General features: G+C 55.7%; 17 protein-coding genes and 2 pseudogenes. 12 read left to right on the top strand and 7 right to left on the bottom strand.

From position 1 onward, the window contains the following. The first annotated feature begins 203 nt into the window (after positions 1 to 203). The 3 genes from RMR16_RS23885 to RMR16_RS23875 all read left to right on the top strand — a co-directional run bounded on the left by RMR16_RS23885 (position 204) and on the right by RMR16_RS23875 (position 2,538). Positions 204 to 1,751 (top strand): methyl-accepting chemotaxis protein, encoded by a 1,548-nt coding sequence (locus tag RMR16_RS23885; protein WP_432355514.1) that lies wholly within the window; start codon positions 204 to 206, stop codon positions 1,749 to 1,751. A 227-nt stretch (positions 1,752 to 1,978) separates the two neighbouring features. Continuing rightward, on the top strand, positions 1,979 to 2,245 hold the full coding sequence (locus RMR16_RS23880) for a type II toxin-antitoxin system ParD family antitoxin (RefSeq protein ID WP_320202244.1): 267 nt from the start codon (positions 1,979 to 1,981) through the stop codon (positions 2,243 to 2,245). Beyond that, a complete protein-coding gene (locus RMR16_RS23875; RefSeq protein ID WP_320202245.1) occupies positions 2,242 to 2,538 on the top strand; it encodes a type II toxin-antitoxin system RelE/ParE family toxin in 297 nt (98 codons plus the stop codon). The genes RMR16_RS23880 and RMR16_RS23875 overlap by 4 nt, the downstream gene beginning before the upstream one ends. 285 nt (positions 2,539 to 2,823) lie before the next feature. Here the strand turns inward: RMR16_RS23875 and RMR16_RS23870 are convergent, their stop codons facing one another. Further along, the gene (locus RMR16_RS23870) at positions 2,824 to 3,543 is read right to left on the bottom strand and encodes a Crp/Fnr family transcriptional regulator (protein ID WP_320202246.1); all 720 of its coding nucleotides are present in this window, start codon (positions 3,541 to 3,543) and stop codon (positions 2,824 to 2,826) included. 101 nt (positions 3,544 to 3,644) lie between these two features. Between RMR16_RS23870 and RMR16_RS23865 the strand changes: the two genes are divergently transcribed. From RMR16_RS23865 to RMR16_RS23850, 4 genes are all read left to right on the top strand, one after another. Further along, positions 3,645 to 3,881, top strand: coding sequence for a DUF6894 family protein (locus RMR16_RS23865; RefSeq protein WP_320202247.1), 237 nt, complete (start codon positions 3,645 to 3,647; stop codon positions 3,879 to 3,881). Between the two features lie 396 nt (positions 3,882 to 4,277). After that, positions 4,278 to 5,420 carry a Fic family protein gene (locus RMR16_RS23860; protein ID WP_320202248.1) on the top strand — a complete coding sequence of 381 codons (1,143 nt, stop codon included), beginning with the start codon at positions 4,278 to 4,280 and terminating at the stop codon, positions 5,418 to 5,420. A 160-nt stretch (positions 5,421 to 5,580) separates the two neighbouring features. After that, entirely contained in the window at positions 5,581 to 7,896 is a 2,316-nt protein-coding gene (locus tag RMR16_RS23855; RefSeq protein ID WP_432355510.1) for a hypothetical protein, read from the top strand. A 308-nt stretch (positions 7,897 to 8,204) separates the two neighbouring features. Next, positions 8,205 to 8,654 carry a hypothetical protein gene (locus RMR16_RS23850; protein ID WP_320202051.1) on the top strand — a complete coding sequence of 150 codons (450 nt, stop codon included), beginning with the start codon at positions 8,205 to 8,207 and terminating at the stop codon, positions 8,652 to 8,654. A 428-nt stretch (positions 8,655 to 9,082) separates the two neighbouring features. Here RMR16_RS23850 and RMR16_RS23845 read toward each other — a convergent pair whose 3' ends face one another. Beyond that, positions 9,083 to 9,952, bottom strand: a complete 870-nt coding sequence (locus RMR16_RS23845; protein ID WP_320202050.1) for a LysR family transcriptional regulator — start codon at positions 9,950 to 9,952, stop codon at positions 9,083 to 9,085. 96 nt (positions 9,953 to 10,048) lie between these two features. Between RMR16_RS23845 and RMR16_RS23840 the strand changes: the two genes are divergently transcribed. From RMR16_RS23840 to RMR16_RS23830, 3 genes are all read left to right on the top strand, one after another. After that, positions 10,049 to 11,146, top strand: coding sequence for an alkene reductase (locus RMR16_RS23840; protein WP_320202049.1), 1,098 nt, complete (start codon positions 10,049 to 10,051; stop codon positions 11,144 to 11,146). After that, the gene (locus RMR16_RS23835; protein ID WP_320202048.1) at positions 11,143 to 12,096 is read left to right on the top strand and encodes an SDR family oxidoreductase; all 954 of its coding nucleotides are present in this window, start codon (positions 11,143 to 11,145) and stop codon (positions 12,094 to 12,096) included. The genes RMR16_RS23840 and RMR16_RS23835 overlap by 4 nt, the downstream gene beginning before the upstream one ends. A gap of 111 nt (positions 12,097 to 12,207) precedes the next feature. Then, complete coding sequence (locus tag RMR16_RS23830; protein WP_320202047.1) at positions 12,208 to 13,185, top strand: NADP-dependent oxidoreductase; 978 nt, start codon at positions 12,208 to 12,210, stop codon at positions 13,183 to 13,185. A gap of 578 nt (positions 13,186 to 13,763) precedes the next feature. Here RMR16_RS23830 and RMR16_RS23825 read toward each other — a convergent pair. Then, a complete protein-coding gene (locus RMR16_RS23825) occupies positions 13,764 to 14,648 on the bottom strand; it encodes a LysR family transcriptional regulator (RefSeq protein WP_320202046.1) in 885 nt (294 codons plus the stop codon). Between the two features lie 117 nt (positions 14,649 to 14,765). Between RMR16_RS23825 and RMR16_RS23820 the strand changes: the two genes are divergently transcribed. Both RMR16_RS23820 and RMR16_RS23815 read left to right on the top strand, forming a co-directional pair. Continuing rightward, positions 14,766 to 15,227, top strand: a complete 462-nt coding sequence (locus RMR16_RS23820) for a VOC family protein (protein WP_320202045.1) — start codon at positions 14,766 to 14,768, stop codon at positions 15,225 to 15,227. 85 nt (positions 15,228 to 15,312) lie between these two features. After that, on the top strand, positions 15,313 to 16,149 hold the full coding sequence (locus RMR16_RS23815) for an oxidoreductase (protein WP_320202044.1): 837 nt from the start codon (positions 15,313 to 15,315) through the stop codon (positions 16,147 to 16,149). Between the two features lie 111 nt (positions 16,150 to 16,260). On the opposite strand, the pseudogene RMR16_RS23810 reads toward RMR16_RS23815, so the two are convergent. From RMR16_RS23810 to RMR16_RS23795, 4 genes and pseudogenes are all read right to left on the bottom strand, one after another. After that, positions 16,261 to 16,552 (bottom strand): annotated as a pseudogene (locus RMR16_RS23810) (type II toxin-antitoxin system RelE/ParE family toxin). Next, on the bottom strand, positions 16,549 to 16,857 hold the full coding sequence (locus RMR16_RS23805) for a type II toxin-antitoxin system RelB/DinJ family antitoxin (protein WP_320202053.1): 309 nt from the start codon (positions 16,855 to 16,857) through the stop codon (positions 16,549 to 16,551). The pseudogene RMR16_RS23810 and the gene RMR16_RS23805 overlap by 4 nt, the downstream one beginning before the upstream one ends. A 194-nt stretch (positions 16,858 to 17,051) precedes the next feature. Beyond that, positions 17,052 to 17,339, bottom strand: a pseudogene (locus RMR16_RS23800) (transposase domain-containing protein); the annotation flags it as partial. A gap of 36 nt (positions 17,340 to 17,375) precedes the next feature. Continuing rightward, positions 17,376 to 19,550: a putative bifunctional diguanylate cyclase/phosphodiesterase gene (locus RMR16_RS23795; RefSeq protein ID WP_320202043.1), complete on the bottom strand. Its 2,175-nt coding sequence runs from the start codon at positions 19,548 to 19,550 to the stop codon at positions 17,376 to 17,378. Positions 19,551 to 20,540 lie beyond the last annotated feature (990 nt).

Here is a 20,540-nt window from a genome sequence, read left to right as displayed (position 1 = left end):
GTTTATTTAGAGTTGTTTTAAATGCCACCGGGAACTGTCATTTCAACCCAAAATAAGCTTAACAACACTTTAATGTTTTGAGCGAATATTATCTCACATAATCTTGGGGTAGAGGCGCGAACGGCAGAAGCCGCTCTAAAACGCGGACGATGATGTTCACCCCTTTTTGTACGTCTCCGACCTCTGTCCATGGAAGTGTCATCATGTCACTCATGCAAAACCTCCGGATCAGGACGAAAGTCCTGTCTCTGGTCCTTCCCACATGCCTGATCGGCATCGGAGGGGCTCTCTATGTCTCCAGCAACTTTAAATCCGCCGACACCGAGTACACCGACTTCATCTCCAGTGACGGCAACGCGGAGATCGATATGGCGATCGCCAGCCAGCGCCTGGTTGCAATCGTCTATGATGCGTATCAAGTCTTCCTTTACGACGCTGGCACGGCAGGAATGAAGAGAGCGACGGATGACTACGCTGCAAGCAAGACCAGACTTCACGAACTGATCGATAATGCCGAAAAGCTGCTTCCAGAAGAAAGCCAGACGCTTGGCAGCCTCCAGTCTCAGGCTGAATCGATCATCGAGATCACCGACAAGGCGGTAGCGGCAGGCTCGGCCAATCGCGATGCGGAAGCGAAAGCGCTGCTCGTTCAGGCTGACGAGAAAGCTGCCAAGACGATCGGTGAGATGAGAACCTGGATCAATGGCGCCAGCGATGGCATCAAGACCAGGTCCGCAGAACTCTCCGAAAAGACGAGCGACACCATCCTTTACACCCTTCTCACCCTCGCCGGGGTATTTTCGCTTACGCTTTTCTTGGCCGTGTTTGTTACGAAACGCGAAATCACGTCTCCGATCGAGCGTCTGCGTTCACGGATGATGTCGCTTGCTTCTGGAAAGGTCGATGAGGTCGTTCCAGGTGCCGATCGACGTGATGAGCTCGGCAGCATGGCGTCGGCAGTCGCGGTCTTCCGTGACAATGCAATCGAAAAGGATCGTCTCGAAAAACAGACAGATGCTGACCGTGCCTTGTCTGAAAGCGAAAGACTGGAGCGGGAAAAGAAGAAAGCAGAAGATGCAGCGAATACAAAGTTTGCAGTCGACGCGCTCCGCGGGGGTCTGGAAGCTCTGGCAAATGGGAACGTCTCTCACCGGCTCCGGACCCCTTTCACTGGCACGCTTGACGAACTTCGCTCTAACTTCAACGGATCTGTCGAAAAACTCCACTCGGTTTTGAAATCCGTTGGACAGAATGCGGCTGGCATCGATGCTGGTGCAAATGAAATCAGATCCGCCGCTGACGATCTGTCGAGACGCACGGAACAGCAGGCTGCATCTGTCGAGGAAACCGCTGCAGCGCTGGAACAGATCACCACGACCGTAAGGGATTCAGCCAAACGCGCTGACGACGCAGGCAAGCTGGTTGAGAAAGCGCGAAGCGGCGTCGAACGTTCGGGCGAATTGATGCAGGACGCCGTACAGGCCATGATGGCCATAGAGAAATCCGCAGGTGAAATGGGCAACATCATCTCTGTTATTGATGAGATCGCGTTCCAGACCAACCTGCTGGCCTTGAATGCCGGTGTTGAAGCTGCTCGCGCAGGTGAAGCCGGAAAAGGGTTTGCTGTCGTTGCCCAGGAAGTTCGCGAACTCGCGCAACGTTCGGCGACAGCCGCAAAGGAGATCAAGACCCTGATCGCTGCTTCCGGTTCGCAGGTCCAGACTGGGGTCAGCTTGGTGAAGCAGATGTGAATCGAACCGATGACACATTGGTTAAACTCTAGGTATGTCGTAGCGCAAAGGACAGTGCGACCACGGCGTTGTCGAATTTCTTGTCAGCAGGATCCTCTGGCGATACCGCCGATCGTGGAGGCACGAATGGTCACAGCCGAGCCGTACAGAAAGAACAAATATGCCTCTCCTTGATAATAGTTGATAAACGCGTATATTGCTGTCGCCACAACATGATGGAGGACAGCATGATCAGCGCCGATCTGGGAAAGCAGCTAGAAAGCTACATTCAGCAGCTCGTTAACACAGGTCGCTACGGATCGAAAAGCGAAGTCCTGCGTGAAGGTGTTCGACTGGTTCAAGACCGCGAGACCCGGCTAGTTGCGCTGGATGCATCCATAATGCGCGGCATCGCTGATGCGGACGCTGGTCGGACTAAGCCGGCAAGCGAAGTCTTCAGTCGTCTCGACACGAAATATCGTGCGATGGCTGACAAGGCCGAAAAATCGGCATGATCCTCGAGTTTTCGGATGAGGCCGAGAACGATCTTGAGCAAATCGTCGATTATATTGCTGAGCGCAATCCACGGCGCGCCCTCTCATTCATCCGGGAACTACGGGGCAAATGTGAAGAACTCGCCGATAACCCCAGCGGCTTCTCCCTCGTCCCGCGCTATGAACGTCACAGAATTCGTCGACGATTTCACGGCGACTACCTGATCTTCTACCGCGTTGACAATGAAAAGGTAGTCATCATTCATATTCTGCATGGTGCCATGGACTATGGCACCATCCTCTTCGGCGATTGATTAGAATGTGTCACGCTCGGCGACCCCTCGCGCTGTAGCCAAGAGGAGCTGCTGCGGCTTACCTCTGAGCGTCAAAACCCAGACCCTATGGCCGCGCTCTGCATTTCATAGGCATCTAACGTACGATCAAGAATTTTCAAGTCGACTCGCCTTGAGTGGATTCGAACCATCGACGATAAACGTCAGTGTACGACTGATTGATGTACGAGGAACTGTCTCAATATCAGTTGCGTGGGCGGGTCGGGCGGAGGGAAAGGGCTTTCCTCGGCAAAAGGTGAGAAGCTGTTATCTTGGCTCAACTGTCAGGCTCAGATAGGTCGCATCAAATTCAGCTAGTTGCGCAAGTTCCTCCCACCTTAGAATCTCCACTGTCTTGTTCTCCCATCGAATAACCCCGTCCTGGCGCAAGAGTTGCAAGGTCTTGTTCAAATGAACAAGCGACAGTCCGAGCACATCTGCTATCTCACCTTGGGACAGCGGAAGCCGAAAACTCCACCCTTCGACAAGGCCAACGACCTGCAGACGGAGATAAAGCTCGCAGATCAGATGCGCGAGATGAGATTTCTTTGAACGTCGCCCCATTGCGACGATCCATTCGCGATGAATTGCGCCGTCAACGATGGTGTCCAACCAAAGCAGCCGCGTCAAATGGGGCTGGGTTTCGGTAATTTTTTGTAGATCGCTGTGCTCAGCAAAAGCCACTTTGCACACCGACATAGCGACGATTCCATGATCCATCGTTTTCAAGGTGAACGCGTGCAGGTCGACGAAGTCTCCTGGAACATGCAATGCCGTGATCTGCCTGCTGCCATCTTCAAGGATTTTATAGCGAGCCGAAAAGCCATCCAGAAGCAGAGTGCTATGGCGAGGCCTGCTTCCTTGAGCGACGATGTCATCGCCAGTCTGGAACAAAGCGGTTCTGGTAATCACCTCAAAGAGTGCTGCCTCTTCGTCCACCGTTACGACGTCGTGGCTTCTCAGATTTAAAAGCAGTTTTTCGATCAATAGCGTCTCCTAAAACTTCCTGACATTGGCGTTCTCGTCCGCGATGCGATGGAACATCTCTCACCCGCAAATCTTTACGATGCAATCTCGTGGAGTCCAACATGTCTCGATATTTCTTTGACCTACACAATGGCGACGGGCCGACGACCGACCACGAAGGTTTGGACCTGAGTTCGCGCGATGCGGTGAAGCGTGAGGTCACTCGTATCCTTGTTGATCTGGCACGGGATGAAATGCCGATTGAACAACGCGCCATCATTTCGGTGAAAGTGCGTAATGCAACGGGAAAAGTGGTCTCCGTTTCCAGCCTAACGTTCCATAATGAGTGGCTCGAATAATACCACATCAATCAACGTTAACTGGAGTTTGGCGCTCACGGCTGTCAGTATAAGTTCATTTCAAATCCACCGCCAAGTCACGGCATCGAATAGTGAGATATGGCTCTTGATGGCATATGAACCGTTGGCCTAAGAGAGATCAGCTAACCTCTGATATATTATACTGGTAACTAGCATTCCATTGTTGCCTCAAAATCGGCCTACAGCGGATCCGCGACGCTCCAACCCGGGCACATTTGAGGAACAAGATTGACTGTCACTGAACGGTGTTGTTGCTGCAGGGCGCACCAGTAAGCTCGGGAATTGAAGCGCCGTGCGGAGATTAAGTACGATAAAATCCGCATAATTGCGGAGATTAAGCTTGCTATTCTCCGCATCCGGAGCGTACTCTGAACTATGGTGTATATCTGGCAAGCCTCTCAATGGCCGAAGTTCCGATGGAAGCTCGAGCGCTTGGCATCGAGGATTTCAGCCGTACGCCTCGATCAGGGGCGCCTCATCGGCCGCGTTGAGAGCCTCGGGTTTCGCACACGCGAGGCAACGTTCCTGCAGGCGCTGACGGACGACGTCGTCAAATCGTCGGCGATCGAAGGGGAGCGCTTGGATGAACAGCAGGTCCGATCATCGTTAGCCCGACGGCTCGGTATCGACATCGATGGCTTCGTGACGCCGAACCGCTCTGTTGAGGGCATTGTCCATATCACTCTCGACGCCACGATCAATTGCTCACACCCACTGACGGCAGAGCGGCTATTTCAATGGCATGCAGCACTGTTTCCGACCGGACGAAACGAATGGGGTCACAAGCTGCGTGTCGGAGATTGGCGTGACGACTCAGGCGGTCGTATGGAAATCGTGTCAGGCGCATTCGGATACGAGAAAGTTCACTATGTCGCGCCGCCGGCAGATCGCTTAGAGCGTGAGATGTCGACCTTCCTCGAATGGTTCAACGAAACGCATGATCTCGATCCTCTCGTAAAAGCGGCTGTCGCCCACCTTTGGTTCGTTGCCATCCATCCTTTCGGGGATGGCAACGGTCGCATTACCCGTGCAATCGCCGACATGACACTTGCACGGAGTGGTGGTGGGGCACAGAGACTTTACTCTATGTCCGCCGCTATCGAGAGGTCGCGCACTGGCTATTACGAAGCCCTGCAATTAATCACCAGCAATGAATCTCTCGACATAACGAGCTGGGTTGACTGGTTCTTGGATCGTTTGGGCAACGCTGTTGAAGGTGCGCTAGCAACTCTTGACAACGTCATGCTGAAGAATGACTTTTGGCAAAAGCATGCTGCGCATGATCTTAACCCGCGACAAGCCAAGGTCCTCAACAGGTTGCTAGAGGGCAACTTCGAAGGCAAGCTCACATCGACGAAGTGGGCGAAGCTGACGAACGCATCTCAAGATACGGCGTCCCGCGACATTGCAGACCTGTTGGAGAAAGGCATCCTACGAAAAGGAGAAGCTGGAGGCCGCAGCACAGCATATGAGCTGATTGTGGGTCTTCCGGTGAACCAATTGTCCAGAGGAGCTTAATCAGGAGGTGTTAGAATTCGCGATGTCGCTTCCTCCGGAAAGCAAAACACACCTCTTCGGCTTAGTCGCGTCAACTCAATCAGCGTATTAATGCCTCGTTAACCTCATTCCCTTAGGAAGCCGCCCCCGGGCTGGGCTGTAATCTGCAAGGGAAACCTGAATGAGCATAGATCAATCGGCAATCGTCTTTCGGCGCAAGATATCCAGCTTCTGCGAAATGAAGTTGGCACCGCTCGCACACGCAAGACAACTTCGCGCACTTTCGGAATACATGATCGGTCTCATTGACGACCGGATGCCTCCTCCAATGCTCGGCAGGCATATCAACTGGGAAGAAATCTCGCTTGCGAGTGGTCTTGAGCAAACATCAGCAGAACTCAGGAGAGTTGCGCAGTACGGTTTCGACGCCATCTCACGCTGGCTCGCTGAAACAGGGCCAAGCGATAAAAAGCCCTCGATCACCCGCAAGGCAACAAAGACACACAGCCCCGCAAAAAATCTCCCAAATCAACGCACCCCTACAACGGCAAAAGCCAGCCATCGCCTTAAACCTGGCCCGAAACCTAAACCCATCGAAGAGTTCCCGGGACCGCTTTTCGAGACCTACGACGAACCGGTGTCTTTTCAGGCTGCTCTCCAATTCCATATCGACCGTTTCGGTGAGACCTATTACCATTTGCATCGCGCCATATTCCGAGACGGTGACGCTCTTGAAGCAACGACATTGTTGAGCTGGTTGAAGGGAACGAAGGTGCCGCGCAGTGTGGCAAACCTGGAAATTCTCAATCGAATAGAGCGGCGGTACCGACTGCCACTCGGTTACTTCAAGGAGAAGCTTCCGCATCAGTCTCGCGCAGGCGTCGGATATGACGTCGGTGACGATGTGTCGCCCGCAGAGCGTCGACGTCTGGCATGGCATCTGCCGGATGATTTCAACTTATTGCCGCAGGAAAAACGTGCGGAAATCCTCGAATGGGTCAGGCGCGTTATCTTGACCGGTGCGACGGACTACCGTCGTTATCAGGCGCTGGCGACGAAGCAACGTTATGCGATCCGCTTCCCTGGTGTGACGTATGGCGGCTCGCACAGGCCGATGACATCGCCCCGCAAAGTGGTCGAAGTATCTGAAGACGAACTGGGAGACCCAGATATGCTTTCCGGGGTAATCGACGCCCCTGCACACTTGAGGCTTGAAATGGCCAATCTGATGTCTTTCAAGACCGCAACGTTGACGGCAGTCGGCTTCAAACGCAATGGAGTATGGGGTGAAGAGACGGCATCTCAGAAGCTCGAACATCTTGGGTTGATGTTTGGCGCTCTCGCTGCGTCACCAGAAGGCGAAGTCGCTGGCAGAGGCGTGCCGCTGAGCGCGTTGACCTTCGGCCTCCTCGTTTTTCCAGGTGTCTGGGATTGGTATCTACAATGGCGTGAGCGGCGACGCGGCTTTTACACGGCATGGGAAGCGGACATGCTCAGCATCTCACTGTCGCTCACCAGGGAGGAAACCGGATGGATAAGGCAACATCCCGAACTCATCGAGCGCGTAGTACCGGTGAATGGCTTGGTTACGAAAGAGGAGATTACCTTCGCCCGGCGCGATTGGCATGCCTGTTGCGATGCGTTTCATTCCCACGCACGGAACCGCATCAGGGAAATCCAGCGAGTGATGCGGGTTCACCGAGACCCGTTCGAGCCGATCATGTGCGTGCTGGAGGCACCGAGCCCTCTGGCAGAATATCGCAAGATTACGGACGAAATCCTTCTCCGTATGCCTGATAGAGACCGATACCCAAGAACTGCTGCAGAATCCGTACGCTCGTTTCTGATGTTGAGGCTAGGACTTCATCTAGGCTTGCGACAAAAGAATCTGCGACAACTGCTGTTTTGCCCACGCGGCCATTTCCCCACGTCCGAAAGGCGTCTGGAAGAAATGCGGCGCGGAGAAATTCGATGGAGTGAGAGAGAGAATGGCTGGGAGGTGCTGATCCCATCGGTCGCATTTAAAAATGCCAACTCGTCGTTCTTCGGATCGAAGCCATTCAGGCTGATCCTGCCTGACCTGCTGGATCTCTATTACTACATCAATGCCTACATCGAGCGTCATCGAAAGGTTCTGCTCGGCAATGCAGATGATCCGGGTACGTTCTTCGTCAAGACAGTCAAGCTATCGAGCGCTGACGCGGCCTATAATCAGACAACGTTCTATGAAGCTTGGCGTCTCATCATCCAACGCTACGGCATCTATAACCCGTATACGGGTCGCGGAGCGATCAGTGGCTTGCTGCCGCACGGACCTCATAATGTTCGGGACGTATTGGCAACGCACATTCTGAAACTCACCGGCTCATATGAGCAGGCGAGCTACGCCATTCAGGATACGCCGGAGATGGTTCAGCAGCATTACGGACGTTTCCTTCCACAGGACAAGGCAGCACTTGCAGCCAAAATACTGAACCAAGTATGGGAAGCGGCTTGAAGACAAGTAGGCTGGCGATGGTGTGACCTCGCCAGCGTCTCATCGCACATCGACTTATACAGGGGGCTTGCTCCCCCTTGTCGCCTACGTAGCGTGTTATGGTGGGAGCAGAAAATCAATCAACAGAGCCAAGGCGATCTCGCCTGAGAACAGGATCAAGCTGGCGTTCAGGCGATGCGTAACGTTTTCAAATAGTGCAGCCTCAAGATTGTGCTACCGATAAAGTTCTTCAGTTTGTTTGTCGGGCGCGTCCTTGCGTTGACGCGCTTCGTTCCCCAATCATGAATCAGAACGAGCGGGAAAAGTTGATGCGAACTCTATTGATTATTTGCGGAATCGCGCTTGCCATCGCTGGTTTCTTTTGGCTGTCTCAGCAGGTTAGCGTTCCAAGCTCGCATTTGTGCGTTCCCAACGAGGCATGCATCAGAGAATGGATAGCGGCCACGAGCGGCTGGGCCGCCGTCATCGCGGCGTTTCTAACGATATTCTATTTATCGAAACAAATCAGCGATGCCGACAGGCACCAAAGAACTGCTTTTGCGATCAATCTCCGGCAACAAAGGATCCTAGCGATCCGGACAGCGCAGATTGCCGGTATCGTACTGGGTGAGATAAGCAAGCAAGAAAAGGAACACGCGGACGCCGATATCCGCTCTTGGGACAGAGAGACGGCCGAAGGCATCATCCATCATTTGCGCGACACGACAATCTCGACCTTTCAGAGCGAAATTGCTCATCCTAACTCCCTCAATGCCTGAGCCACTTCACTCATCGTAGAAAGGGCATACTCTGGCATAGAACCACAGCTGCAAACAGCTACCGAATTCACTCGCAAGTTTTTCGAAAATCTAGCCAAGCAGGCGGAGGAGTTTCTTGCCGACATCGACGTGATTACCGGTCACAAACCTAGCCCACAATCCGAATATTAACAGAAAAGGAAGGCGAACGGTCGCGATATTGTTTTTAGCGTTCACATTTGCCTTGAAAGGATACGAACCCGCGACCCGCAGATCTCCCAAACGCTCATCGCGCTAAATATCCATGATAATGTCCTTATCGTTGATATAGGTAATTGAGGTCCTTATCGGTCCACCATGATCTTGATCGTCGCGGTTATGGCCGCGATGTCATCCTGTTTTGGGGGAAGACACCACCGCTTGCTTTGGTACGAATTTCTCAAGCCAAGTCACGTAAGCTTTGATGTCAGAAACTCTATGAATCGCTGCGTCTTTGCCGGAATCAGTCGCGTTTCGGTGACAGCGTAAATGCTGACCGGGGAACCCTGCCATTCCGGGAGAACACGCTGGAGCCGCCCGGAATCAAGATGATCGGCAACAATCATCTTCGGAAGCAGGGCGATTCCCTGATGGTTCACCGCAAGCGCGTTGATCATCCCGACGTTGTTCAGCGTGAATCGGCCATGCACGTCGACATCAACGGTCTCCGTGCCACGTTGCAGTTTCCAGTTCGGGCTACGCGACATGCAGATACATTTGTGCTCCGTCAAATCGGCCGGCGTGGTGGGTTCGCCCGACGCTTCAATATAGTCGGGGGACGCATAGAGGTGACGGGAATGCTTCCCGATCAGGCGAGCGATCAAACCGGAATCCTCCAGCTTTCCAATGCGGATAGCGACATCGAACGGCTCCGTCACTAGATCGACCCGGCGCGGGGTCAAGTCGAACTCAAATGTGATGCCGGGATAGTGTTGGGCAAAATCAGCGATGATCGGCGTGAGGTAAATAGCTCCGAGATCAACTGGCAACGAAACGCGGAGGACACCAGTTGGCTGCTCCAGCATATCGCCGAGTTGCTCGTGGGCCAGCCTTGCTTCGTCAACGATCCGCTTACACCGGGCGTAGTAAAGTTGGCCCGCCTCCGTAAGCTCGATCTTGCGTGTCGTGCGATGCAGTAGCCTTAGACCAATCGCCTTCTCCAGCTCACTGATCCTGCGTGACAGCGTGGAGTTCGGAATACCTGCAGCCTCCGCCGCCTTACGGAAGCTTTTGGCTTTGGCGACTTCTACGAACAGAGCCATGTCGTTCAGATAGTTCATCTGACTGCCCCATAAATGGAATTATGATTTCAATTATGAAGGATTTATCCCGAAATCAGAACGGCAGATAGTGGTATCAACAAACGGAGATGCCAGATGACCCCACTATTCACACCCGTCCAAATCGGTCGCAACACACTTTCCAACCGCCTTGTTATGGCACCAATGACCCGAAGCCGTGCCGCCTTTGACGGCACACCCGGAGAGTTGGCAACAGAGTATTATGCCCAGCGCACCAGCCTTGGCCTGATCGTTACCGAAGGCACCCAGCCCTCAGATGACGGCCAAGGCTATCTGATGACGCCGGGCATTTATAGGCCCACTCATATTGCCGGCTGGCAGAAGATTACGTCGGTCGTCCATGACAAGGGCGGCAAGATCTTTATCCAGCTCATGCATGCCGGACGCATGAACCACCCCGACAACACACCGCATCATCGCCAGGGCGTCGCGCCTTCTGCGATTGCGCCAGGAACGGGGATGTTCACTATGACCGGGATGAAGGACATCCCGACGCCACGGGCGCTGACCACAGAAGAGGTGCGCCAGACCGTCGCCGATTTCCGCAAAGCTGCCCGCGCTGCTATTGACGCGGGTGCTGATGGTATCGAAATCCACGGCGCGAACGCCTATCTCGTCCAGCAGTTCTTCGCGCCGAGCGCCAACACACGCACGGATGAGTACGGCGGCTCCATTGAGAACCGCGCTCGCTTTGCCATCGAGGTGGCCTCGGCGATCGCCGAGGAAATCGGCGCAGACCGTACGGCGATCCGCCTGTCTCCGGGCGCAACGATATGGGGCATCAACGAAGGTCCGGAAGGCCCGGATCTCTACCGCTACCTCGCTGCCGAACTCGACAAGCTCGGCCTTGCCTACCTGCACATCATGCATCTGGGCAACGAGGAGCTGGCAGCTAATATCCGTAAGCTCTGGCATCAGTCCCTGATCATCAACCGTCCGGGTCGTCCGCGCGATCAGATTGGCACTGACGTCGCCTCGGGGCTGGCCGATCTCGAAGCCTATGGTCAGCTGGTGCTGGCCAATCCTGACTTCGTCGAACGGTTGAAGGTGAATGCCCCGATGAACGCAGGAGATCCCAAGACCTATTATGGCGGGGGCGCAGAGGGCTACACGGATTACCCTGCGCTCGAAACCTCAGCCAGCGCCAGCCTGTTGACGGGAGCTTCGCTATGACCCAGTCACAGACACCAACAAGCTTTGGGAACGCATCGGACGGCTCGAGCGCAGAAACGAACCTTAAAGTCTTCGTCGTAGGCGCGACCGGCTTTCTCGGAGCGAAGATCCTGCGCAATCTGGCGCAGGACGAGAATGCCACGGTCCTTGCCATGTCGCGCAAGGGCGCTCCTTCCGGCAACGTTGCCCGGGTCGAATGGGTGCGCGGCGATATGATGGACCCGGCGTCGCTGGATCGTGCCCTGCAGGGCGTCGACGTCGTGGTCAGCTCGGCTAACAGCTATATGAAGGGCAGCCTCGACACCGACTTCCAGGGCAACAAGAACCTCATTGAGGCAGCGGCCCGCGCAAAGGTGTCCAGATTTGTCTTCCTCAGCATTGTGAGCTGCGAAGCCGCTTCGAAAGTTCCCCACTTCCACGCCAAGAAGGTGGCCGAAGATCTGATCAAGACGTCCAGCGTTCCCTATGTCTTTGTTCGAGCGCCGTCGTTCCTCGACCAGAGCACGGACTACATCGCGAAAGCCGTTAAAGGTGGCAAGTTCCAGGGCATGGGCGACAAGACCACCCGATGGTCCTATGTGCTGACGGATGACCTTGCCGTCTATCTTGCGAAGGCCGCAACATATCGAGGTAGCGAGATCGTCAACCAGACCATCGATGTCGGCTGGAGCGATGGGCCGAAGAACCAGCAGGAACTGGCGGACATCATCTCCAGCGTCATTAACAAGCGGCTGAAGGTCCAGATCATCCCCTGGTGGGTTCTTCGGGTGGCGGCGCGACCTGTCAAGCTGTTCTCCGAGCTCGGCTACGATCTGATCCAGATGTTCCTGTTCTTCAAGACGGGGCTGTACGTCTCCAACACCGCCAAGCAGGAACGCTTCGTCGGACCGGCTCCAACGGCTCTTGACGCGATCACGCGGTGGGCACGCGACCAGCAGCTCATTCCCTGAGACGCAACCAAGGCAATTCGGCGATGGCGCGATGCCGCGCCATTTTCGAGAAAAACAATACGCGATGGCGATGCAGCCACTGCTGCGGCGCCTCGCCAAAAGGATACGGTTATGAACCAGACTGCAACGCCCGAGAGTGGCAATCCCAACGAAGCAACGCCCCGTAGCCGAGCCTTGCGGCTACAGGCCTATGGCGGACCCGAAACCCTTACGGTTGATCAGCTATCAGCGGCCGAGCCCGGTCCGGGCGAGGTTTTGGTATCTGTGAAGGCAGCCGCGGTAAACGGCATCGACTGGAAAATCCGTGAGGGTTATATGCGCGAGCGCTTCAAGCTGATCCTTCCGGCGACGCTTGGCATCGAAATGGCTGGCGTCGTGATTCAGCCGGGCCCGGGCATCACAGGCTTCAAGGCCGGAGATCGGGTGATGGCTGCCCTCGGTGGTGTGGGAGCCTACGCCGACGTTCTGGTCATCAATGCCGAGAAGCTAGTCTTGACCCCGGAGGGACTTTCCGACGTCGAAGCAGCCGCTATCCCTGTCGCTGCGATGACGGCCTGGCATGTTGTTCAGGCTGCGGACTTCGACCTGTCCGGACGCCGCGTGCTGATCCAGGGCGCTGCCGGCGGCGTCGGCGGTTTTGCCCTTCAGTTTGCCAAGGCTGCTGGAGCATTCGTCTATGGCACGGCATCGACCACAAGCCTGCAATATGTGCGGGATCTGGGCGCAGACGAGGTTATCGATTACCGTACTCAAACCCTGGAGCACCTCACCGGCCAAATCGACCTGGTTGTCGACACGGTCGGCGGCAAGGCCTTGGACCAGTGCTGGTCGCTTCTTTCCCCTGATGGTCTCTTGCTGAGCATTGCCGCTCCAGACGTGGTGTCTCGTGCGCCGGAAGGGCGCCGGGGTGTCTTTTTATCAAACAAGCCGGACCCGGCTCGCCTGGCCGCGATTGCTCGACAGGTGGCAGATGGCGAACTGAAATCAACCGTTGCTGAAGTCGTCGGTTTCGAAGGGCTTTCCTTGGCAATCGAGCGAAATCGTACGGGTCATCCGCCCGGCAAGATCGTGGCAGACCTGACCCGTTAACAATTTGCGATGCGGTATCTCCCCCTGGACAGGCCTTCCCGCAGCTGGGGTTGTGGAGTGATGTCCAACTGCCGAGCTCCCATTTGCATACTGTGGTCGGGTTCGGCGGATTTGGAGGAGGCACGTGTGACCGCACGGCCGCGCGCAGGCTGCTCCGAAAACATATCGAATTGTTCTGCCATTCCTGTTGTCAAAGCACCGCCGCCAATTTGCTTACTTCACAACACGGCACGATCGGCAGATCGACCTTGTTGGTGGGGTTCGATTTCAGGCAACCCGGCGAGCAAGGTTTACAATCGCGCAGTTTGACGCAGTGACAGCTCTCGGGAAGTTGCGCAGAAGCACCCAAACTGGAAATGGGCATACCAGCTGTAGCGAGCAGCGCGAAAGCCGTTCGCCTCCCGCAAGACCGGTTAAAAGGGTTGCCGCAGGAGGTTTAGCGTCGCGACGGCAACGCTGGAAACCGGGATCGACAGCCCCCGGCGCGCGGGTCCGCTTAAAGAGGTCGCCGTACCGATCGATGTTCACAGATATTCTATTGGCGCTGTGAAGAACGAACGTTCGATGCGCCCCTCCTTTCATACGCGCAGCGCATCGATGACGGCGCGCAGGCCGGCCGACAGGTATTTCCGCGTCGGGTAATAGAGATACAGCCAGTCCTCAGGCGCACTCCACGATGCCAGGCATTCGACCAGTCTGCCATCGTGGATGTAGGGACGCGCCCGTTCCTCCCACACATAAGCCAGCCCCACGCCCGAAAGCGCTGCCTCGACCATCAGTTCATGGTCATCGAGCGACAGTGACCCGGTCGGCTCGAATTCGATGATCTTGCCTGCTCGGCTGAATTCCCAGGCATAGGGCTTGCCGCTTGGATATATATTGCGGATGCAGACATGGTGACGCAGATCATCCGGTGTTTTGGGAAGCGGATGATGCTCAAAATAGCGTGTTGAGCCCACGACGGCAAACCGCAATCGTGGCTTGATCTTCACAGCCGTCATGCCATCGAGCAGACTTTCGCCGAGACGGATGCCAGCATCGAACCCCTCCTCCACAATGTCGACAAGGCGGTCGGTGGCGACGATTTCCAACTGGAGACCCGGATTTGTTGCGATCAGCGGACCAATGACCGATCGGAACACGAACGGTGCGACTGAATTGGGCACATTGATGCGAACCTTGCCGAACGGCGTATCGCGAAACTGGTTGAGGGCATCGAGTGCCGAGCCGATTTCCCCGAAGGCCGACGACAGTTGCGCAAGCAACATCGCGCCGGCATCGGTCAGGGCCACGCTGCGGGTCGTCCGGTTGAGCAGGCGAATGCCGACGCGTGCCTCGAGATTGCCCACCGCATGGCTGATCGCCGAAGCGGTCACCCCGCGTTCTTCGCCGGCCCGGCGGAAGTTGCGGTGACGGGCAACCGCATCGAAGGCCGCCAGTTCCGAGAGATCCGTGCTGCGCATTGTCAAATCTCACTCATCATTGAGAGGAAGATTATCCATCTAATCCTCTTTGTCAAAAAGGTCCAGATTTCTCCTCGCAAACCGGCGTTGGTGCCGGACCACACAGGAGACAAGACAATGGCCGACTTCATTCCTCCCGCCCATAACACGGCATCGCCCTTCGCCGACATGCGAGGTCATCACGTTGCGGTCCGCACCCCGGACCTCGAAACCGCCAAGCGTTGGTATGTCGAGAAGCTCGACTTTCGTGTCGTTGCCGAATGGGACTATGCCGACGAGCAACTCGCCTATCTCGCACCTGCCACCGACGACCATTTCTATGTGGAAATTCTTGGTGGTGGCGATCCGTCGCCCGCAGACGTCCGCCCCTACACCGATCTCGGCGATAGCCTCAAATATGCCGGCTACCACCATTTCTGCCTGAATGTCGCAAGTGTCGATGCCACCGTTGAGGAACTGCGGGCACGCGGCGTGACCATCGTCACCGAGCCGTTCGAGCTTTTGGCGATCAGCAGGCGCCTCGCCTTCTTCTGCGATCCCTTCGGCAATCTGATTGAGCTGGCAGAAGTTTTGCCGTGAGCCTATTCCGCCCGGCTGGCCATCCCGACATCGTGGTGGCCAGACGCCCCTTCCCTCATCTCGTCGAAAATCAAGGAACATCCTCATGAAAATCTGGTTCATCACCGGCGCCTCGCGCGGCTTTGGCGCCCTCATCACTACGCGTGCTCTTGCACAGGGCGACGGTGTGGTCGCCACCGCTCGTAATCCAAAGGCGATCACCGAGCGGTTCGGCGAACATCCCAACCTGCTTCCGGTCGCCCTTGATGTGACCGACGACGGACAGGCGACCGCAGCCGTGAAAGCCGCGATCGAGCGCTTCGGCCGCATTGATATCCTGCTCAACAATGCCGGGTTCGGATTGATGGGTGCCGTCGAAGAAGCAACCGTGGCTGAGATCGAGGCTGTGTATCGCACCAACGTCTTTGGTCTCATCAACGTGACCCGCGCCGTCCTGCCCTTCATGCGGCAGGCGCGTTCCGGCCGCATCCTGAATATCTCATCGATCGGCGGCTATCGTGGCGCCGCGGGTTTCGGCGTCTACTCCTCGACGAAATTTGCCGTCGAGGGGCTAAGCGAAGCCCTGCATGACGAACTCGCACCCCTTGGCATTCACGTCACGGTCATCGAGCCGGGTTATTTCCGCACAGACTTTCTGGATGCGGCATCACTTTCAGTCAGCGGCAACATCATCGGCGATTATGCAGAAACCGTCGGCAAGGTGCGCACGATAGCAGCCGGTCTCAGCCATAACCAACCCGGCGACCCTCAAAAGCTGGCAGATGCGCTCATCGCCTTTACTGATGCCCCCAATCCGCCGGTCCGCCTGCCGCTCGGTAGCGACACGGTCGCCGCGATCGAGAAAAAGCACGCACAAGACGCTGCCATTCTCTCCGAACGGCGCACCGTCTCGTTCTCGACCGACTTCGCCGTTGACGAATGACGGCGCTCGTCTGGCTAAACTTCGTAAGATGGGAGGCCGCTTTCGGGGCCTCCCATCGCGTCGAATGGAATCGAACCGCAAATACCTTGATCCGAAAGCTATAAGACCAGACTAGCTGATTGAAAAAGCTTCAAGCCATTCCTGAGCCCCGTGCAAGACGCGCAGTACTCGAACCGTAGCTTCTGTGATTGTGTACGCTCGACGTAAGGCGTTCCGCTGATTACAAGCTCATGTGTCCCAGCAATTCTCCCGACTCTGCCACTTGCTGGAAAATCGATCAGGCGACGGACTGCAACGACGATGCGTTCATCGACCAAATGGCGGCGGCCGGGTTCTCCAACTCAATAAAAGTAAAAATTGCATCGCGATCCGATAAGGCAAACGCAGACCAGGTTCGTCTCAAGATGTTATACCCGCCGCCTTATTGCGCGCAGCCTGCCGGCGCTTTTCGAAATGAGCCTCGACCTCATCGTCGGAAATATCCGGCCTTGTATCATTTAGCGCCTCAAGCACCTTGGCACGAAACCAAGTATCGTGAGCCTCGCTGCCTGAAAAAAGTTCAAGCGGCAACACGCCCTCGTTGGCGGTTCTCGTAAGCAATATGCGAACCGCGTCTGACACCGTAAGTCCCATACCTTCAAGAACGAGGGACGCCCGGTCACGAACGTCAGCATCGATACGAGTTTGGACGAGCGCATTGGCAGCCATCGCTATCTCCAGATTGATATCTATTAGTAATGCAATTGAATTACAAAATCTGGCGTTCGTCTTTTCGCCCATCGACTTTTTAAGTGCGATACCAAACTGCAACGATAGCTGCTCAGAAGTAAGCGCCATTTTCCATGCGCGTTGACGGCTGCGTTATAGGTAGGTTGTCTACATTGAGAGCGACATGCGGCTAATCAGGCGGCTGCGTTTTTGGAGAGGTCGAACGGCAGCAGGTCGCCAATGTCGGCGGCTTCATCCTGCTGCAGTAACTCAGTGAGGGTGTGACGGAGCCAGGCGAGTGGATCGACGCCGCAAGCGCGGCAGGTCAGCATGAGACTATAGACCACGGCGCTGGCCTTGGCTCCGTCGACGGTAACGCTGAACAGCCACGATTTCCTCCCGGTGGCAAAATCTCTGACCTCGCGTTCCAGAATGTTGTGATCGATCGGCATCCTGCCGTCGCTGGCGTGAAGCGTCAGGTACTACCGCGTTCGATGACGCTGGACCCATCCAACGGATCAGCTTTGCTTGGTGTTAAGGCAGGGTATCAGCAGAAGCGCCGTAACTTCTGCTCGGGCTATCGGGCGCGACATCAGAAATCCTTGAATGTTATCGCAGCCCAACGATTTCAGTGCATCTCTCTGCTGGTTGGTTTCCACCCCTTCAGCCGTTGTCTGTAGCCCGTTGGCACGCGCCATCTTGATGATCGCTTCGACAATCGCGCTGTTCCGGCCCTCGCCCATCCCGGCGATAAACGACTTGTCGATCTTGAGCCTGTCGACAGTCACGTTCTGAACCCTTGAGAACGAAGAGTACCCGGTGCCAAAATCGTCGATTGCAAACTTTACCCCTGCCGCTCTCAGCATCGCGATGTTTCGCTCGGTCTCTTCCTCACTATTGATGGCCAGGCTCTCGGTTATCTCGATTTCCAATCGAGCCGGTTCGATCTCCCATTTGGCCAGGGTAGAAAGAACCCGCAGTGGGTAGCCAGCGGAAGCGAGTTCGGAGGCGGATGCATTTACGGCGACACTGATTGAAGGCAACCCGGCGATCAGGCTGCAGGCGCTCTCCAGGACATGAGCGCCAATCTTGTTGATCACGCCTATCTCCTCTGCAAGCGGGATAAATATATCCGGAGCGATAGAGCCTAGCTCTGGGTGTTTCCACCGCGCCAGTGCCTCGACCGAGCAAGGTTGCGAGCTGTCAGCACAGTAGACCGGCTGGTAAACAACCTCAATCTGCGTCCCCGTTGACAACGCCTCGCGAAGGTCGTGCTCCAGTTTTCGGCGGGTGCGGAGAAGTTCGTCCATATGATCGCCAAATAACGCGTATGTATTCCGCCCCGCAGCTTTTGCATGATAGAGCGCGATATCCGCCTGCCTCGTCAGCTCGACAGGATCTGCGTCCACACCTGTTGCGATTGCCGCACCGACGCTCGCACCAATGGAGCCATATACCCCGCCGATCTCAAAGGGCTCGCGCAGGCACGTGACAATTTTGTCTGCGACGGCAGCGACCTCGTCGGCGTTCGTCCTCTCGAGCAACACGGTGAACTCGTCGCCTCCGATCCGTCCGATCAAAGCGTCCGGGAGAATTTCCCTCATTCTCGCAGCAACGAGAGAAATCAGCCCGTCACCGGTTGGATGTCCGTATGTGTCGTTGACCGCTTTGAACCGGTCGAGGTCAATGAAGAGCACGCTGCACACGTCTCCAGGCAATGCTCGCCTCAACCGCCCCGCGAGCTCACTATTAAAATGAGCCCTGTTTGCGAGGCCCGTCAAAGTGTCGCGAAGCGCCAAATGTTGAAGTTCCCGGCGATTGGAATTGAGTTTCATCGAGCGTCGCCAGATTCCATGCCCGGCCAGGCTGGCGGCGATGAATATGCCAATGACGGAAAGTCCTATGACCGGGAGGGTTGCCTGCAAAACGCTCCTGCCCGGTTCAAATGGATGCCAGTTAAAGTACCCTATCACCTTTCCGGACTTCGAGGTGAGAGCAATATGGGAGTGGCGCTTGTCGCGTGGCATCTCCGTTGTGAATTGCATCTCGGCGAACTGGTATTCGTTACCTATTTCAGACGGGAAGTCTCGATCCAGAAACCGTACCGCGACATGCTGGTTTTCCTCGCCCGGGTGCTGCTCGATCTCGCCTGTGTCAGACAGAATAGGTTTGACACTGACCACAGCAGGTCGTTCTCCCACATAGGTCAGATCACTCTCGCCGATTGACAGGACCTTATCCGAAATGCCCTCATGGTCTCCTGCGGCCAGCCTTTCACGCAGCCGTTTTGCCAGCGGACTATAGGCCAGGCGAAGGTCTTCTCGCGACGCCTCGCTGGCTGATTTTGAAATATATTGGTAGATGGGCAGCCCATTGGCAGAAAGCACGACGGCGGCATCATGGCTGAAGTAGGTGTTCATCCACTGCCCAAGGTTCACGTCAAGCCAATCCTGATCACGGTCCTTCGTTCTGATGACGGCGTCGTCCCACACGGTGGCACTCTCTTGATCGTGAGCGACCGAAGACTGGATTTTTGAAACGATGAGGGTGGCTAGACCCTTCTGCCGTTCCGCGGCGACCTCGTCAATTTCGGCGGCAGACCAGTAAAGGGTGCCGAGTAGCATCGCTCCGACCAAAGCGGACACGCTTGCCGGAAGGCCCCATTTCGCGAACCATTGTGACTGCCTAATCATGCGCCATCTGCCTTTTCGTTGGACAAACCCTACAGCATCTGGGTTAAGCCTGAGGGAATGGACAGAGTTAACGATCCTCTTTTCCTTCGCTCCAAATCACCAGGTTCCCTAGCGTGCAATGACCGTCGTAATCGAGGTGCTGTCCACGTTTGTAGTTGAGGGTCAATGCGGCTCGAAACATCCTTCACCCCATGGAGATAGCGTCAAACGGGAAGATGAGTACAGGCGCCTTGCGCTATGATCTGCCAAATCCGAACCAATCCACTGGCGTAGCCAACCGGTTTGAACTCGACCCGAGGTCCGGCTCCCAGGGATTGATCATTTGTGCGACGACCCGATATCCGATCTGCAGGTCAGCAATTCCTGCATTGTCGGCCTGTCCCAACCTGAACTTCTGGTCGTTTACAGTCCCGCCCCAATCTGGGGGGCCAATTTGAGAGGTAGAAAATGCCGGAACTCATCTTAAAAGAAGATGCACTACTGTGTGCCAGTATCCTCAAGGAGGTCGCCCGTGCGCAAGGTCTCGTTCGAGAGTCGTCCGCAATTGGGAGGCTAACGGTATCAGTGGCCAAGCTCTACAATAAAGGCCTGCGAGATCGCGACCAGCTTCTTGCTGCGGCATTGCTTCTACCGAAGTGATGAAAAGTTCAAGGAGGAAACCCATCGATGGTATTCTCAGTCCTTTCCAGTTAACGTAGGGGTTGCCGGGTCTTAACGCGGATCACGTATTCTGTAGAGTGTCCGCTGCCCGCAGCAGCTACGGAAGCCGCGTTGGACGGTTATCCGTCAGTCTGAGAAAGACCTATGTTCAGTATTGTCTATCTTATAGTTGTAACTGTCGCTTTGATCGTAGCGATGGCTTCAGGTGCCGTGATCAGTCTCCTGCTGGCTCTTGCAGCCTCTGTGGCGGGAGCCATATTTGCTGCGTGTCTGCAATGGCCAGAGCCGATGATTTGGTTAGCGCAGCTGGCCGCCCCCGTCCTTCTGCTG

Source organism: Agrobacterium sp. rho-13.3, from assembly GCF_033957765.2.
GTDB lineage: Bacteria > Pseudomonadota > Alphaproteobacteria > Rhizobiales > Rhizobiaceae > Agrobacterium.
This window is presented reverse-complemented; position numbering and strand designations above follow the sequence as displayed.